Here is a 15,257-nt window from a genome sequence, read left to right as displayed (position 1 = left end):
TTTGGCGACAATGTCGCCGTTGCCAGCTGGCTTTCGTATGTGCCCGCAAGCAAGCCTGGGCGTGCGCATGCGATCCAATATGGCGCAACGAATGCCATTTATGTCTCGGGTGCAATCGCCCGCAATGCGGGTCGGCCAGCCGATGCCGACCGTCGCAGTCGCACAAGCGTGCACCACATTTTGTGCTTACAGCAGCGTGCCGCCTAGCGAGCCGGCTACCAGCAGGCTGCCGGTCCAGATGTTGGCGCGAAACAGCGTAAAGCTGCGGCCCGGATTTTGTATATCAAAGGTAGACAATTGCCAGTAAAAATGCAGGGCAATAGCCAGCATGAATACATAATACAGCCAGCCGAACCCCAGCATGATGCCGGGCAGGGTCCACAAGATAACAGTGGCGGCGTAAAATCCGATAAGCCAGGCCAGTCCCTGGTTCCTGAAGCGAAGCGCGGTGGATCGCAGCCCCAGCTGTTCATCGTCCTTCATGTCGGTATAGGCATAGATGGTGTCATAGCCGATCTGCCACGTGACCGCCCCCATCCACATAAGAACGGCAGCCAGCGGTACGCTATTGGTGGTATCAGACCAGGCCATTAGCATTCCCCAATTGAAAGCGACGCCCAGCACCAATTGCGGCCAATAGGTAAAGCGCTTGCACAACGGGTAGATGAAAACCAGCGGCACCAGGGCCACAGCCAGCCAGCGGCTGTAGGTATTGATGAAAAACAGCAGCAGGGCGGCCACCATCAGTTGCGCGAACAGAAAGATAATGGCCTGTTTGAGCGAGATCTGGCCGCTGGTCAATGGGCGAAAGCGGGTGCGCTCTACATGCTTGTCGAAGTTGCGATCACAGATGTCATTGACGGTGCAGCCCACACTGCGCATGAGCAAGGCGCCCAGGCAGAAAACCACAAAACGCAGCAGCGTGGGCATGCCGTGCTGGGCCTGGATCAGCGCCGCGATGCACGGCAGCAACGTGAGCCAGGTGCCAACAGGGCGGTCCAGCCGGCAAAGCCGCGCGTACGGACGCCAGGCGGTGGGCAGATAATGTTCCACCCAGTCGTTGTGGCGAATGTCGTTAAGATCAGAGTGAGTGCTGGCCATGGTATGTGCTAAGTGTCGCAAGGGTTCGCGGCGTATTTGATACTGAAAGAGCGATTTTAAAGGTTTTGCCAGCCAAGGGGGCCGCGCGGCGGGTATGACGCAATTTCCTGCGAAGCTGGCAGTGGTTTTTGCTGCCAGGACCGGGTTTGTGGATACAATCGGAGTCCCGCGGTATGGTTTTTGTCAATCAAGCCTGCCAGTCAATATCGCCGCTTGTTGTGCGTGGGCGCCTCGCTTTGGGTCTGTCTTTGCGCAACTGCGGTGCTCACTCTATCCAAGACCGATTATGTTCAGTTTCGATCATTCTTCCGGCTTTGAGTCGGTGCCAGCCATGTACGACACACTGGTTGCCCAGGCGCGCTCGCTGTTTGACGGCGAACCCAGCCATATTGCCAATGCGGCCAATCTGGCGGCGCTGGTGTATCACACCGTACCCGATCTGAACTGGGCCGGCTTTTATTTTCATGATGGCAGCCAGTTGGTGCTGGGGCCTTTCCAGGGGAAGATTGCCTGCGTACGTATTGCAATGGGACAAGGCGTATGCGGCACGGCGGCCGCGACCGGCCAAGCCCAGCTGGTGCCTGATGTATTTGCCTTTCCGGGCCATATTGCCTGCGATGCGGCGTCCCGTTCGGAAATTGTCATTCCCTTGTTCAGGGATGATAAGCTGATCGGCGTTTGGGATGTGGACAGTCCCAAGCCTGACCGTTTTACCCAAGAGGACAAAGCCGGTATGCAGGCGCTCTGCCAGGTATGGCTGGATGCCTACGTTGGCGCCAGGGTGTAATCTGCCTGATCGTGCACAGATAAACCCTTATTTGTCTGTGTTTCGATTGAAATCATCATGGGGATGTCCGTAAAATCCCCCCATTTCGTTAGTGACAAATAAAGGATAATCATGCCGGACATGATCGAGTTGATCGCAACGGTACTGTTTGCGATTGCCATTGTGCACACCTTTTCGGTGCCGTTTTTTGCCAGAAAAGCACATGAGGGCGGGCCGCACTCGGGCTTGTGGCATGTTTTTTCGGAGGTCGAGGCGGTATTCGGCTTATGGGCGTCCATTCTGATCATCTTCATGGGCGTGACCGGCGGGCTCGAGAGCGCGGTCAAGTATATGGACAGCCGAAACTTTACCGAGCCGCTGTTCGTATTTGCGATCATGGTCGTTGCCGCCAGCCGGCCTATTCTGGTGATGGTCGGCACAACGGTGCGCTATCTGGCCCGCGTGCTGCCCCTGCAGACCTCTATCGCCACCTTTTTTCTGACCCTGACACTGGTCCCGCTGGCCGGGTCGTTTATTACCGAACCGGCTGCGATGACGCTGGCCGCCTTGTTGCTCAAGCGTGCATTCTTTGATCACAGCAGCCATACCCGGTTCAAATACATGGCCGTGGGCGTGCTGTTCGTCAATATTTCCATCGGTGGGGTGCTTACGTCCTATGCTGCCCCGCCAGTGCTGATGGTGGCCAGCTCATTTGGCTGGGATTCTGCGTACATGGCAACCCATTTCGGCTGGAAGGCAGCGATTGCGGTGGTGATCAATGCCAGTGCGCTTACCTTTCTGATGCGCAAGGAATTGGTGGTCGCCGGCGAGCATGCCAATGAACAGACCCGGACCAATAGTGACGAACGTGCGCCGGTGCCCTGGTTCGTCATTCTGATTCATCTGGCATTTCTGGCCAGTATTGTGATTTTCGCCCACCATCCGGCCGTGTTCATCGGGTTGATGATGCTGTTTGTGGGTTATTGCTCGGCCTACGAACACTATCAGGACAAGCTGATGATCAAAGAGGCGCTCATGGTGGCGTTCTTTCTGGCGGGGCTTATTGTGCTGGGCGGGTTGCAGCAATGGTGGCTGCAGGATTTGCTGGCAGGGCTGTCGCCCGCGTTGCTGTACTGGGGTGCAACGGCATTGACGGCAATTACCGATAACGCAGCATTAACGTATCTGGGCTCGCTGGTGGAGGGCACCAACGAGGTCTGGCGCTATATGCTGGTTGCCGGCGCGGTGACCGGCGGTGGTCTGACCGTGATTGCCAATGCGCCCAATCCGGCCGGGTTTTCCATCCTCAAGGGGTGTTTTCCCGATGAGGCGATCTCGCCCAAATACTTGTTGCTGGCGGCGCTGGTTCCGACACTGGTGGCCGCGGCCATGTTTTTGCTGCCGGTGCAACTTCTGGGAAATACAGGTCTGTAAATTGCGATAAAATAAGAGGTTACTTTGGGGATAAGTCCCTATATGCATTCCCGAATGCGCCCCATTTTTTGGGTCGCCCCGTTCGGGTTTGTATCTCTTTTCACCCTGTTTTTTTGCGAGTTCGTTGTGCCTATTTATGCATATAAATGCAGCGCCTGCGGCCATGCCAAGGATGTGCTGCAAAAAATGTCCGATGCGCCGCTGACCACTTGTCCCGAGTGTGGTCAAAGCACGTTTTCCAAGCAGGTTACTGCTGCCGGTTTTCAGCTCAAGGGCTCTGGCTGGTATGTAACCGATTTCCGCGGCGGCAGCAATGGCGCCGGCAACGCTGCGGCCAAGTCCGACACGGGCAGTGCCGGTCAGAGCGCGGCCGCGCCGACCCCATCCTCATCTGAAGGCAGCGCTGCATAATTTGCCGTCTGCCAGCGGCGGCGCAGTGCCTCTGGCCTGTGCCGCTTCAAGCATTTACACAAAATCAAAGAATTTCGGAGCATTTTTCATGCGTACCTGCTACACCGGTCAAGTCAGCCTTGATCAGCTGGATCAAACTGTCACCCTTTTCGGCTGGGTGCACCGTCGCCGCGATCATGGCGGCGTGATTTTTATTGATCTGCGTGACCGCGAAGGCATTGCACAGATCGTTTTCGATCCCGACAATGCGCAGGCCTTTGCAATAGCGGAAGAAATCCGTAACGAATACTGCATCCGTATTACCGGTCTGGTGCGCCGCCGCCCCGAAGGCACCTCCAACAAGGAGCTGGTCTCGGGTGAAATTGAAGTACTGTGCCGCGAAGTCGAAGTGCTCAATGCCTCCGTCACACCGCCGTTTCAGCTTGATGACGAAAACCTGTCTGAAACGACCCGCCTGACGCATCGCGTACTGGACTTGCGCCGCCCGCAAATGCAGCGCAACCTGATGCTGCGCTATCGGGTTTCCATCGAAGTGCGCAAGTTCCTGGACGGGCTTGGCTTTATCGATATCGAAACACCCATGCTGACCAAAAGCACACCCGAAGGCGCCCGCGATTATCTGGTGCCATCACGGGTGCATGATGGGCAGTTCTTTGCCCTGCCACAGTCGCCCCAGCTGTTCAAGCAAATGCTGATGGTGGCCGGCTTTGATCGTTACTATCAGATCGTCAAATGCTTCCGCGATGAGGACCTGCGCGCCGATCGCCAGCCTGAATTCACACAGATCGATTGCGAAACCTCGTTCCTGAACGAAGAAGAGATTCGTGAAATTTTTGAAGGCATGGTGCGCCATGTGTTCAAGCAGGTGCAGAACGTGGACCTGGATGCACGCTTCCCGATCATGGGCTGGGACGAAGCCATGCGCCGTTTCGGGTCCGACAAGCCGGACATGCGCGTCAAGTTGGAGTTTACTGAACTGACCGACGTGATGAAAGACGTTGACTTCAAGGTGTTCTCTGCCGCTGCGGTCCAGCCGGGCGGACGTGTTGTCGCATTGCGCGTACCGGGTGGTGCCGAGTTGTCACGCAAGGAAATTGACGACTACACCCAGTTTGTCAGCATCTACGGTGCAAGGGGCCTGGCATGGATCAAGGTCAACGACCCGGCCAAGGGTCGCGAAGGCCTGCAGTCGCCGATCGTGAAAAACCTGCACGACGCTGCGATCAATGAAATCCTGCAACGTTCGGGCGCTGCCGCCGGCGATATCATTTTCTTTGGCGCCGACAAGGCCAAAGTCGTGAACGACGCCATGGGCGCCTTGCGTGTCAAGCTGGGCCACAGTGACTTTGCCAAATCCACCGGCCTGTTCGAAGACAGCTGGAAGCCGTTGTGGGTGGTTGATTTCCCGATGTTCGAGTATGACGAGCAAGAGGGACGATATTTCGCCGCGCACCATCCCTTTACCAGCCCGAAAGATGGTCACGAGGATTTTCTCACCACTGATCCATCCAAGGCTTACGCCAAGGCGTATGATCTGGTGCTCAACGGCTGGGAAATCGGCGGCGGTTCAGTCCGTATCCATCGCGAAGAAGTGCAAAGCAAGGTATTCCGTGCCCTGAACATCAGCGATGAAGAGGCACGCGCCAAATTCGGCTTCCTGCTGGATGCGCTGCAGTACGGCGCGCCTCCGCATGGCGGCCTGGCCCTGGGGCTGGATCGCCTGGTGACCATGATGGCTGGCGCCGAGTCCATCCGTGACGTGATTGCTTTTCCCAAAACACAACGGGCGCAGTGTCTGCTTACGCAGGCGCCATCGCCAGTCGATGAAAAGCAATTGCGTGAGCTGCATATTCGTTTGCGTAATAAAACAGTCGTCGAATAAACCAGAGAAAAAGCCAGAATCGGATTCTGGCTTTTTTTTCGTCCATTTGCGGCATGTATGTGTTGCGCTACTGCGTAACCGAATCAGTGGGCCTATAATTTTGTTATTCTGGTGTTCCGTTCCTATTTGTTTACTCGCCAGTGGCAAGGGCCTGTCTTCGGGCGCGTACCCGCCACCCGCTCATTGAAATTTCAGGAGAGATGTAATGACAACCGAAGTACAAACCTCACTCGCCGGCAAAGTGGCATTGGTTACCGGCGCGGCCAGCGGCCTGGGCAAGGAAATTGCCGAAACGTATGCCAAGGCCGGTGCCGCAGTGGGCATTGCAGACCTGAATCTGGACGGCGCCAACGAGGTGGCAGAGCAAATTAATGCTGCGGGTGGAAAAGCCTTCGGGATTGCCATGGACGTGACCGACGAAGCGCAGGTCAACAAGGGCGTGGACGATCTTGTCGCGCACTTTGGCGCGCTGGACATTTTGGTGTCAAATGCAGGCATCCAGACCATCGAGTCTATCGACAAGTTCGAATTTGCAAAGTGGAAAAAGATGCTGGCCATTCATTTGGATGGTGCATTCCTGACCACCAAGGCGGCCCTGCAGCATATGTACAAGGCAAAAAAAGGCGTTGTTATTTATATGGGATCGGTGCATTCTCATGAGGCCTCAAAACTGAAAGCGCCTTATGTGACCGCCAAGCACGGCTTGCTGGGGCTGGCCCGGGTGTTGGCCAAAGAGGGCGCTGCCCACAATGTGCGCTCGCATGTGATCTGCCCTGGTTTTGTACGCACGCCCATCGTGGAAAAACAGATTCCTGAACAGGCCAAGGAATTGGGTATTTCGGAAGAAGAGGTGATCAAGAACGTGATGCTGGCGGGGACAGTGGATGGCGAATTTACGACGCCGCAGGATATCGCCCAGACGGCCCTGTTTCTGGCCGCGTTTCCCAATAACGCGCTTACCGGTCAATCGGTCGTGGTCAGCCACGGCTGGTTCATGCAGTAGAGCATATTTATGGTTCAGTTACCCGAGTACGAACGGATTGCGCTGGTTTTACAAGGTGGTGGGGCGCTTGGCGCCTACCAGGCCGGCGTATTTGAAGGCCTGGAGCAGGCCGAAATAGAGCCCAACTGGATTTCCGGCATCTCCATTGGCGCGCTTAACACCGCCATCATTGCCGGAAACCCGCCGGGCAAACGCGCGCAACGGCTCCATGAGTTCTGGGATACCATCTGCCAGTCCAATAATGGTTTTGGGCTGATGCCGTGGCTGGAACAAAGCCTGTTCCGGTTCAATGACCTGACCCGCAGCAGCCTATCGGCCATGTATGGCATGTCTGCCATGATGGACGGGCAAAAAGGCTTTTTCACGCCGCGCTTTCCGCCACCCTCGTTGTATGCGAAAGGCAGCATTGAGCATACCGGTTTTTATGACATGACGCCATTGCGCGAGACGCTTGAACGGCTGTGTGATTTTGACCTGATCAACCATGGGCACCTGAACGTATCGGTCGGCGCTGTGAATGTGCGCACCGGCAACTTCACCTATTTCTGCAACGACAGGCACCGTCTGACACCGGCGCACTTCATGGCTTCCGGCGCATTGCCGCCGGCCTTCGCGCCGGTTCTGATCGATGGCGAGTATTACTGGGACGGCGGGATCATGTCCAACACACCGCTGGGCTATGTGCTGGATGCACAAGTGAACGCCGACACACTGGTCTTCCAGGTGGATTTATGGAGCGCCCGCGGGCATTTGCCAGACAATATGCTGCAGGTCTATGACCGGGTCAAGGAAATCCAGTTCTCCAGCCGTACCCGGCTCGTCACCAATCAATGGGCACGCACGCAACGCATGCGTTCGGTCATGGCCAAAGTGCTTGAGCAGTTACCAGACAAGCATACGCTGGACGCGGAAACACTGGATATGGCCCGGGCGATCGCCGACAGCAAGCACTGCAATGTGATTCAACTTATTTACCGCGATCGCGAGTACGAGTCGTTCAACAAAGATTATCAGTTCGGCGTAAGTGCCATGCGCGATCACTGGAAATCCGGGCTTAAGGACATTCGCAGTACGCTATCGCACCCCGACTATCTTGCCATGCCCGATAATGATATTTCATTTGTGACACATGATATTCATCGCAATCAAGGCGAAGCGGCCCGCAAGAGAAAGTTCTGAGCAGGGCGAGTGTTTGGGCAAATAAGGGCGATTGACTCCGTGCAGACCCCGGTTTGGGTTTTATAGGGGGAGGCGCTAACGGACAAACGAAATCGTCGGCTTTTCATGAGAAATTGATGTATTGCCGAGTCATGCGCATAGGCGTTCCTTAGCAGTTTTTCAGTCAGGTCAGCGCCGGTTTAACCATTAAACGGGCAACTTTTGGCTGCTTATGCTGCTTGGCTTTTTCAAGATCGTATTCAGCTTGTAAGGCAATCCAGAAGCGGGCGGAACTGATGCCGGCCGTTTCCAGCCTGATTGCCAAATCGGGGCTAATCCCCGCCTTTGCATTGATCACACGTGAAAATGCAGTTCGAGACATGCCTAATTTTTCGGCGGCATCGCTTACTGTTAGACCCAACGGAACAATGACGTCTTCACGCAAAATGAGGCCAGGATGAGGATGATTAAGCGCGTTCATATGCTACTCCTTAGGATCGTCCAGATATTCGATTCATCCCGTCCTTACTGCTGCGCAAACGTATTGCACTGTTTCATATCGCCGCCGGCCAGGCCGCGCTTGAACCAGCCCATGCGCTGCTCTGAAGAGCCGTGCGTAAAGGAGTCGGGCACTACATAGCCCTGAGCCTGCTTCTGGATATGATCGTCGCCAACCGCTGCGGCGGCATTCATGGCTTCCTCAATGTCGCCGTCTTCAATAATGGTGCCTTCTTTCTGCAGTTCATGCGCCCAGATACCTGCAAAGCAGTCTGCCTGCAGTTCGACGCGCACCGACAGATCGTTGGCCTGGCGCTCGTTCATTGAACTACGCGCCTGGGCCATTTTGTCCATGACGCCCAGCAGATTCTGTACATGATGCCCAACTTCGTGAGCCAGCACATAGCCCTGCGCAAAGTCACCCTGAACCCCCATTTGCGCGCCCATCTGATGAAAGAAGCTCATGTCCATATACACCTTGCGATCTTCGGGACAATAAAACGGCCCCATCGCGGCCTGACCAACGCCGCAGGCGGAGCGGGTGGCGCCGGAGTAGAGCACCAGTGCCGGATTCTGATACGTGCCGCCATTTTGCTTGAAGATGCCAGACCAGACAGTTTCGGTGGTCTTGAGCACCTTGGACATAAATACTTTGTCCTGGTCATCGGCAACCGGCCCGCCGGCCTGTTGTGACTGCCCGGCGGGTTCCTGCTGGATATCGTCACCGCCCAGAATGGTCATCGGATTGATGCCCAGGAAATACCAGGCGGCCAGTGCAACGACGATCGTGCCGATGCCGATCTTGCCCCCACCCAGCCGCATGCCACGGCCACGGCCAGAGCCGCCGGATCCACGGCGGTCTTCCACATTGCTGCTTTGTTCCTGATCGTCTAATCGCATCTTGATCCCTCTGTTGCAAACCCACCGACAATGAGACAGGCAGGTTGTTTTTTTCTTTGAAATTATATGACTGCGCCCCGATTTTATACGGGATCACCGGGTAAATTGCGGCAAATCACGTAACCGAATGCAAGATCTGCAGCGCAGCTGAAATCGCATGGGGTACCCGGTTGTCATTCTTTTGTGGGTTTTCACGATTAAAATAGGGTCATGAAAAATATGTTGAATCAAGTTGTTGTCGGCGTACCGGGTTCTCCGGGCGATCGTTGTGTGAATGGTGGAAGCGGGCAGGCCTGGCTACAGGCCATCGTTGCCGAACGGCCAGTCCGTTGCCGTGAGGGGCGCCGCCATCATGAATGACATTATTCGTGCCATTACCATTTACGCCATTCCGCTGATTTTTGCCATTACGCTTGCCGAAGCGGCACGCGGCTTTGTCGCCCACAAGCTGGGCGATCGCACGGCGCTCATGCTGGGCCGCCTTACACTTAATCCTGCCAAACATATTGATCCCATCGGCACCATTCTTGTGCCGTTGCTGCTGATCGCCGCCAACCCGGGTTTTGTGGTGGGCTGGCCCAAGCCGATTCCAGTGAACGAGTCACAATTTGCAAACCCGAAGCGGGATAGTATCCTGCTGGCGCTGGCTCGGCCCCTGGCCAATCTGTTAATGGGGATCTTGTGGGTGATCACGGCGCGTCTGTTGCTGGGTTTTGGTTTGCTGGACAGTTACTGGTGGAAGGTGGCAATTGCCGGCTTTACGCTCAATATCTTCCTGATGGTCTTTAATCTGCTGCCTATTCCTCCCATGGACGGCAGCCGCATCATCGCCGGCTTTCTGCCTGCGAAGTGGGCCATTGCCTATCAGCGGCTGGAGCCCTACGGATTTTTCATTGTGCTTGGCTTGATCGCCTTTGGTCTGTTGCAGGTGGTGCTGCTGCCGGTCATCGGTGTGGTGCTTGATCTGCTTGGGCGTCTGTTTCTGTTCGGATAAGCATAAATCATGACTACACTCAAAGTTGTCAGCTATAACATCCACAAAGGCAAGTCAGCATTTGGCAAGCGCGTGTCGCTTGCCGATCTGCAGTCCGGGTTGACACAACTGAGCGCTGATCTGGTATTTCTGCAGGAAGTGCAGGGCCGCAACAGCCGGTTCGAGTCGTTACACGCGCAGCAGGATATGCTGGCAAATCATTTGTCGATGGATGTCTGTTATGGCTGCAATGCTGTACGCACCGACACCGATCACGGCAATGCATTGCTTTCCCGGTTTCGCATTGTGGAGCATGAAAACGAGGATATTTCCGACCATCGGCTGGAGCAGCGCGGTGTGTTACATGCACGGGTGGAAGTCGACGGCAAAACGGTTCACTGTTTTGTCGCGCATCTGGGGCTGTTTGCCGCCAGTCGCGGTCGGCAGGCCGTTGCCATCATCGAACGCATCAAGCGGCTGGTGCCGGATCATGAACCGCTTATTCTGGCCGGCGATTTCAACGACTGGAACGAGAAACTGGCGCCTTATTTCGATCACGAACTGGGGCTGCACGAGGTGTTCGCCAACAGTCCGCTGCGGATAGATAACGAGTTGCCGCGCCTGAAAACGTCATTGCGTAGCATGATGGACGGTCGCGGCCTGATGGCAGTGGATCAATTGGCGCCACCGCGTACGTTCCCGGCCATGTTCCCCTGGCTGCGGCTGGATCGCATGTACCAACGCGGCTTTACCATCCTGTCGGCGCAGGTGCTCAAGGGGCTGCCCTGGGCACGCATTTCCGACCATGCGCCGATCCTGGCCGAACTGGAACTGGCCTGAAATGTATCCATCCGACACTGGTTGCTCCCAATTTGCGGGTTTTGCGCCCAGGCGCAGCTTGCTTTGCGAAAGCCGGGTGCAGCAACGCCTCATTCTTCGCTACAATAGCGGCCAATACTCAGGGCGTGCCTGGCGTTGGCAACTGCAGGTTGCGGCTGCCGCAGCTTGCCCATTGAGTTTGCACTCAGTTACCCCGTGGCAGACCTTCAGGCATGTCACAGTACGAAAATCGCTACGATGACAAAAAAAATCCTGATTGTTCGCTCGTCTTCCCTGGGAGATCTGGTGCATATGCTACCGGCCATCTCCGACATTCATCGGCATGTGCCTGGTGCGCAAATCGACTGGGTCGTGGAAGAAAATTTTGCGCAAATTCCTGCCTGGCATCCTGCCGTGCACGAGGTGATTGTCATTTCCCACCGCCGCTGGCGCAAGCAGTGGCTCTCGCGGCAGGCCTGCAGTGAACGGCGAGCCTTCGCCCAGAACCTGCACAAGCGGGATTACGATATTGTGCTGGACATGCAGGGGCTAATGAAATCGGCCTGGGTTGTGCGCCAGGCAAAAGGTCGGCGCCACGGCCTGGACTGGCGTTCGGCACGTGAGTCGCTGGCCTCGCTTTTTTATCATGATCGCCATAAGGTCGAATTCTGGCAGCCGGCGGTGCGCCGTCAGCGCCTGCTGGCCTCTGCTGCGCTGGGTTATACCTTCTCGGGGGATCCCGATTTCGGTCTGCAGTCCTTTACCGATAACACGCCGATACAGGATTATGCAGTCATCATGCCGTCGGCCAGTCGAGAAGACAAGTTATGGCCCGAACAGGACTGGCTGGTCGTCTTTGGTCTGCTCAAGCAGGCAGGGTTGGGGCTGAAGCTGCTTGCCGGGAACGAAAAAGAGACGGCCAGGGCACACGCCCTTATACGGGATTTCGATAATGCCGAAGTTTTACCCAGAATGAACCTGACCGAAGTTGCTAAACTGTTGGCAGCCTGCAAAATTATGGTCGGTCTCGATAGCGGTCTGACGCACCTGGCGGCGGCGCTTGGTCGTCCCACTATCGGTATCTACAGCGCCTCTACACCGGTGCGCACGCCCCTGGAAGGCGCCGGCTTTACTGCGAGCCTGGGCGACCGGGGCCTGCCGCCAACGCAAGATATGGTGGTGTCAAAACTGAAACAGGCTTTGCAGGCCTGACAGTGATCCTTCCTTGTGGCCGTCCCGGTACCTAGAATCAGAACATGAATCGCTTTTTTTATACTGCAACCCTAAGAATGGCCTCACCCTTGCTGCTGTGGTGGCTGCAACGGCGCGCGCGCAAGGCTGGCGGCGTTTGGGATATCCGTGGTCCCGAGCGATATGGCCGTTATACCGAAAGACAGCAGGCCGGCCCGCATGACGATGACGAGGGTTATGCCGAATCGGTATTCGATTTTGCCCGGCCGGTGTGGGTGCATGCCGTCAGCCTGGGCGAGACGCGGGCCGCCCAGCCGCTGGTGCAGGCGCTGCTGGACCAGGGGTTGCCTGTCCTGCTGACGCATTTTACGGAAACCGGCAGGTCAATTGGCGGCAAACTGTTTGCGCCGGCCATCAATACCGGCAGATTGTGCCAGGCGTGGATGCCTTACGATTTTCCCGAAGCCGTGCAAGGGTTTCTCGATTACTGGAAGCCGCGCTGCTGTGTCCTGATCGAACGCGAAATCTGGCCTAATATGGTGGCTCAGACCAAGAAACAGAATATTCCCGTTATCGTGGCCAGTGCGCGCTTTTCACCGGCGTCGCTGCGCCGCGGACAACTGCTGGGCAGCGTGCTGCGCAAGGCGCTGACCAGTATTGACCTGATTCTCACCCAGACCCACATTGACGCAGCGCGTCTTGCGGAAATCGGCGTCAAGCGCACCCGCGTGGTGGGTAACCTGAAGTTTGACCTGCGCATCTCGCCCGAACAGTCGCATATGGGGCAGGTGGCGCGACGCCATATCGGGCGGCCTGTCATTGTGATTGCCAGCACTCGGGAAGGCGAAGACGAGTTGTTTACCCGCGCCATCGCCGAGGTAAAAAAGACCTATCAGGCCTCTCGGGACGAACAGGGCGGGGCAGACCGGCAAGACGCATCGGGCGTCGACCACAATCGGATGCCGCTGTTTGTCCTGGTGCCCCGGCACCCGCAACGCTTTGATCTGGTCGCCGGATATCTGGCTGATGATGGCCTGAGTCTCTGTCGGCGCAGCGACTTTCCGACCGATAACCAGTTGCGCACGGCCGATGTATTGCTGGGCGATTCGGTTGGTGAAATGTTTTTCTTTTATGGCTTGGCCGACGTGGCCATCGTGGCTGGCAGTTTTGCCGAGCTGGGTGGCCAGAATCATATCGAAGCCAGTGCGCTTGGCCTGCCCGTCATCGTGGGCCCGCATACCCGCAATTTCCAGCAATCGGTAGAAGATGCGCTGGCCGAGGGCGCTGCCCGCCGCGCCCAGACGCCCTCCGAGGCGATTGGCCTGGCATTGCGGATTCTGGAGAATCCCGAATTGCGCCTGGGCATGAGTCGCGCTGCCAAAGAATGGCTGTCCCTGCACGAGGGCGCTACCGATAGAATCATGTCTGCGTTGCAGCCTTATCTGAAGTAAACCATGTCACTGTTACCAAGCGCCTCCGTCCTGCAAAAAACCCTTTATTCGGCATTGCCAGACTTTGCCAGTATCGCTTGGGTTGAGCAGGTCGGTTCGACCAACGTCAACCTGATGCAGGAAGTCAGAGGTACGCAATCTGCCATGGGCCGGCCGGCGCTGCTGGGCGCCCATACCCAGACCAGCGGACGCGGCAGGGCAGGGCGGCGCTGGCAGGACACGCCCGGTTCCACGCTGATGTTTTCCTGCGCCTATGATGTGTTCGTGCCGCCTGCGCGCCTGCCCATGCTGGCGCCGGTCGTGGGGATTGTCGCCTGCGAGCAGTTGCGAAAAATCACCGGCCCGGCGGTGCAGGATCGCCTGCTCATGAAGTGGCCCAATGATATTTTGTACGATCAGGCCAAGCTGTCCGGTTTGCTGGTCGAATCAGCCCGGCCGGTGCAGCGCGAATCGCAGCACCACCATGTGGTCATCGTCGGCATGGGGATGAATTTATCCAGCGCAGTGGAATTGACCCAGCATCTGGGGCGCAAGGTCGCCGACTGGACCTCGGTGCTGGGCGATATGAGCGATGACCCCGGTCGCTCGCAAGACATCGCCTTGCTGGTTGCACGCATTGCCCGGGCGTGGCGCGACGCCTTTGCGCAGTATGAGCAGCAGGGGTTTGCCGCTTTCATGGCGCGTCATTCGCAGATAGATGCACTGCGCGAGCAACAGGTCAATGTGATCCAGGATGAGCGGATCGTCCTGTCCGGCGCCGCCCGTGGCGTTAATCAGGACGGCTGTCTGCTGGTAGAATGCGCCGGACAACAGCACGCCATTACGATCGGCGATATTTCCATCCGGCCTGAAGGCCAGGGCTGACCCTATGCTGACCGTTCTGATTGACGCTGGCAACTCGCGCATCAAAGTTTCCCTTTACGATTCGGCAGGCCGGTCTGCCGACACAGGCGTTCATGCCTTTGCTGCTGCGGACCTGAATGCCCTGGCCGATCTGATCAGGCAACTGCCGCAGGCGCCGGCCAGGGCGCTGGGCGTCAGTGTCACCACCGAGGCGATCCGCCAGGAACTGGACGCGATCCTTGCGCCGTGCCTGATCCAGTGGCAGACGCCGGGAGCGCGCCTGCTGCGGCTGAAAAACCGCTATCACAACCCGGCCGAGCTGGGGCCCGATCGCTGGCTTGGCCTGCTGGGCATTCTGGCTGCGCGACCCGTCGATGGCCCGATGATGCTTGTCAGCTTCGGGACGGCGACGACGGTCGATACGATCGACGATCATGAAACTTTTCTGGGCGGGGTGATTTTCCCTGGCGTCAGCATGATGCAATCATCGCTGGGCGCAGGGACGGCCCGCCTGCCCGTTGCCCCGATGTCAGCACAGGTGTGGCCATCATTTCCGCAAAACACCCAGGCGGCCATTGCCGCCGGCATTGTGGCTGCGCAAACGGGTGGTGTGATCCGGCAGTGGCAGCAGGTGACCGAACATCTGGGCCGCGCGCCGCTGGTTTTTGTCACCGGGGGCGCGCGCGCGGCGATCATGCCGGAACTGCAGGCGCGTATCGATTCATTCAGCGTTGACATGGGATTTGGTACAATACCGGTCATCGAGAGCGAATCGCCGGTCCTTGACGGCCTGCGCGCGCTTGCACAGCACTCAACGGACGCCTGAT

The 15,257-nt window shown here is 57.1% G+C and carries 16 protein-coding genes; 13 read left to right on the top strand and 3 right to left on the bottom strand.

What is annotated here, in order from left to right; all coding sequences use genetic code 11:
- Positions 1-186 precede the first annotated feature (186 nt).
- Complete coding sequence (ubiA, locus tag INT32_RS08885) at positions 187-1,101, bottom strand: 4-hydroxybenzoate octaprenyltransferase (protein ID WP_193088372.1); 915 nt, start codon at positions 1,099-1,101, stop codon at positions 187-189.
- A gap of 286 nt (positions 1,102-1,387) precedes the next feature.
- Between ubiA and INT32_RS08880 the strand changes: the two genes are divergently transcribed.
- The 6 genes from INT32_RS08880 to INT32_RS08855 all read left to right on the top strand — a co-directional run bounded on the left by INT32_RS08880 (position 1,388) and on the right by INT32_RS08855 (position 7,776).
- Positions 1,388-1,888 (top strand): GAF domain-containing protein, encoded by a 501-nt coding sequence (locus INT32_RS08880; RefSeq protein ID WP_193088371.1) that lies wholly within the window; start codon positions 1,388-1,390, stop codon positions 1,886-1,888.
- A gap of 111 nt (positions 1,889-1,999) precedes the next feature.
- Positions 2,000-3,301: a putative Na+/H+ antiporter gene (locus INT32_RS08875; protein ID WP_193088370.1), complete on the top strand. Its 1,302-nt coding sequence runs from the start codon at positions 2,000-2,002 to the stop codon at positions 3,299-3,301.
- A 126-nt stretch (positions 3,302-3,427) separates the two neighbouring features.
- Complete coding sequence (locus INT32_RS08870) at positions 3,428-3,712, top strand: FmdB family zinc ribbon protein (RefSeq protein WP_193088491.1); 285 nt, start codon at positions 3,428-3,430, stop codon at positions 3,710-3,712.
- Positions 3,713-3,800: 88 nt separating this feature from the next.
- Entirely contained in the window at positions 3,801-5,594 is a 1,794-nt protein-coding gene (gene aspS / locus INT32_RS08865) for an aspartate--tRNA ligase (RefSeq protein WP_193088369.1), read from the top strand.
- A gap of 205 nt (positions 5,595-5,799) precedes the next feature.
- Entirely contained in the window at positions 5,800-6,597 is a 798-nt protein-coding gene (locus INT32_RS08860; protein ID WP_193088368.1) for a 3-hydroxybutyrate dehydrogenase, read from the top strand.
- A 9-nt stretch (positions 6,598-6,606) separates the two neighbouring features.
- Entirely contained in the window at positions 6,607-7,776 is a 1,170-nt protein-coding gene (locus tag INT32_RS08855; RefSeq protein WP_193088367.1) for a patatin-like phospholipase family protein, read from the top strand.
- A 163-nt stretch (positions 7,777-7,939) separates the two neighbouring features.
- On the opposite strand, the gene INT32_RS08850 is transcribed toward INT32_RS08855, so the two are convergent.
- Positions 7,940-8,236 (bottom strand): HigA family addiction module antitoxin, encoded by a 297-nt coding sequence (locus INT32_RS08850; protein ID WP_193088366.1) that lies wholly within the window; start codon positions 8,234-8,236, stop codon positions 7,940-7,942.
- Positions 8,237-8,280: 44 nt separating this feature from the next.
- A complete protein-coding gene (locus INT32_RS08845; RefSeq protein ID WP_193088365.1) occupies positions 8,281-9,153 on the bottom strand; it encodes a neutral zinc metallopeptidase in 873 nt (290 codons plus the stop codon).
- 219 nt (positions 9,154-9,372) lie between these two features.
- Here INT32_RS08845 and INT32_RS22135 point away from each other — a divergent pair, with 219 nt between their 5' ends.
- From INT32_RS22135 to INT32_RS08815, 7 genes are all read left to right on the top strand, one after another.
- Entirely contained in the window at positions 9,373-9,513 is a 141-nt protein-coding gene (locus INT32_RS22135) for a hypothetical protein (protein ID WP_226816805.1), read from the top strand.
- Entirely contained in the window at positions 9,506-10,147 is a 642-nt protein-coding gene (locus INT32_RS08840) for a site-2 protease family protein (protein ID WP_226816803.1), read from the top strand. The genes INT32_RS22135 and INT32_RS08840 overlap by 8 nt, the downstream gene beginning before the upstream one ends.
- 9 nt (positions 10,148-10,156) lie before the next feature.
- Positions 10,157-10,966: an endonuclease/exonuclease/phosphatase family protein gene (locus tag INT32_RS08835; protein ID WP_193088363.1), complete on the top strand. Its 810-nt coding sequence runs from the start codon at positions 10,157-10,159 to the stop codon at positions 10,964-10,966.
- A 237-nt stretch (positions 10,967-11,203) separates the two neighbouring features.
- Positions 11,204-12,157, top strand: coding sequence for a lipopolysaccharide heptosyltransferase I (waaC, locus tag INT32_RS08830; RefSeq protein ID WP_193088362.1), 954 nt, complete (start codon positions 11,204-11,206; stop codon positions 12,155-12,157).
- Between the two features lie 44 nt (positions 12,158-12,201).
- On the top strand, positions 12,202-13,587 hold the full coding sequence (locus INT32_RS08825; RefSeq protein ID WP_193088361.1) for a 3-deoxy-D-manno-octulosonic acid transferase: 1,386 nt from the start codon (positions 12,202-12,204) through the stop codon (positions 13,585-13,587).
- Positions 13,588-13,590: 3 nt separating this feature from the next.
- Positions 13,591-14,451, top strand: a complete 861-nt coding sequence (locus INT32_RS08820) for a biotin--[acetyl-CoA-carboxylase] ligase (protein ID WP_193088360.1) — start codon at positions 13,591-13,593, stop codon at positions 14,449-14,451.
- 4 nt (positions 14,452-14,455) lie between these two features.
- Positions 14,456-15,256, top strand: a complete 801-nt coding sequence (locus tag INT32_RS08815; protein ID WP_193088359.1) for a type III pantothenate kinase — start codon at positions 14,456-14,458, stop codon at positions 15,254-15,256.
- Position 15,257 lies beyond the last annotated feature (1 nt).

It is taken from the genome of Advenella sp. FME57 (assembly GCF_014897675.1).
Taxonomy (GTDB): domain Bacteria; phylum Pseudomonadota; class Gammaproteobacteria; order Burkholderiales; family Burkholderiaceae_B; genus Advenella.
This window is presented reverse-complemented; position numbering and strand designations above follow the sequence as displayed.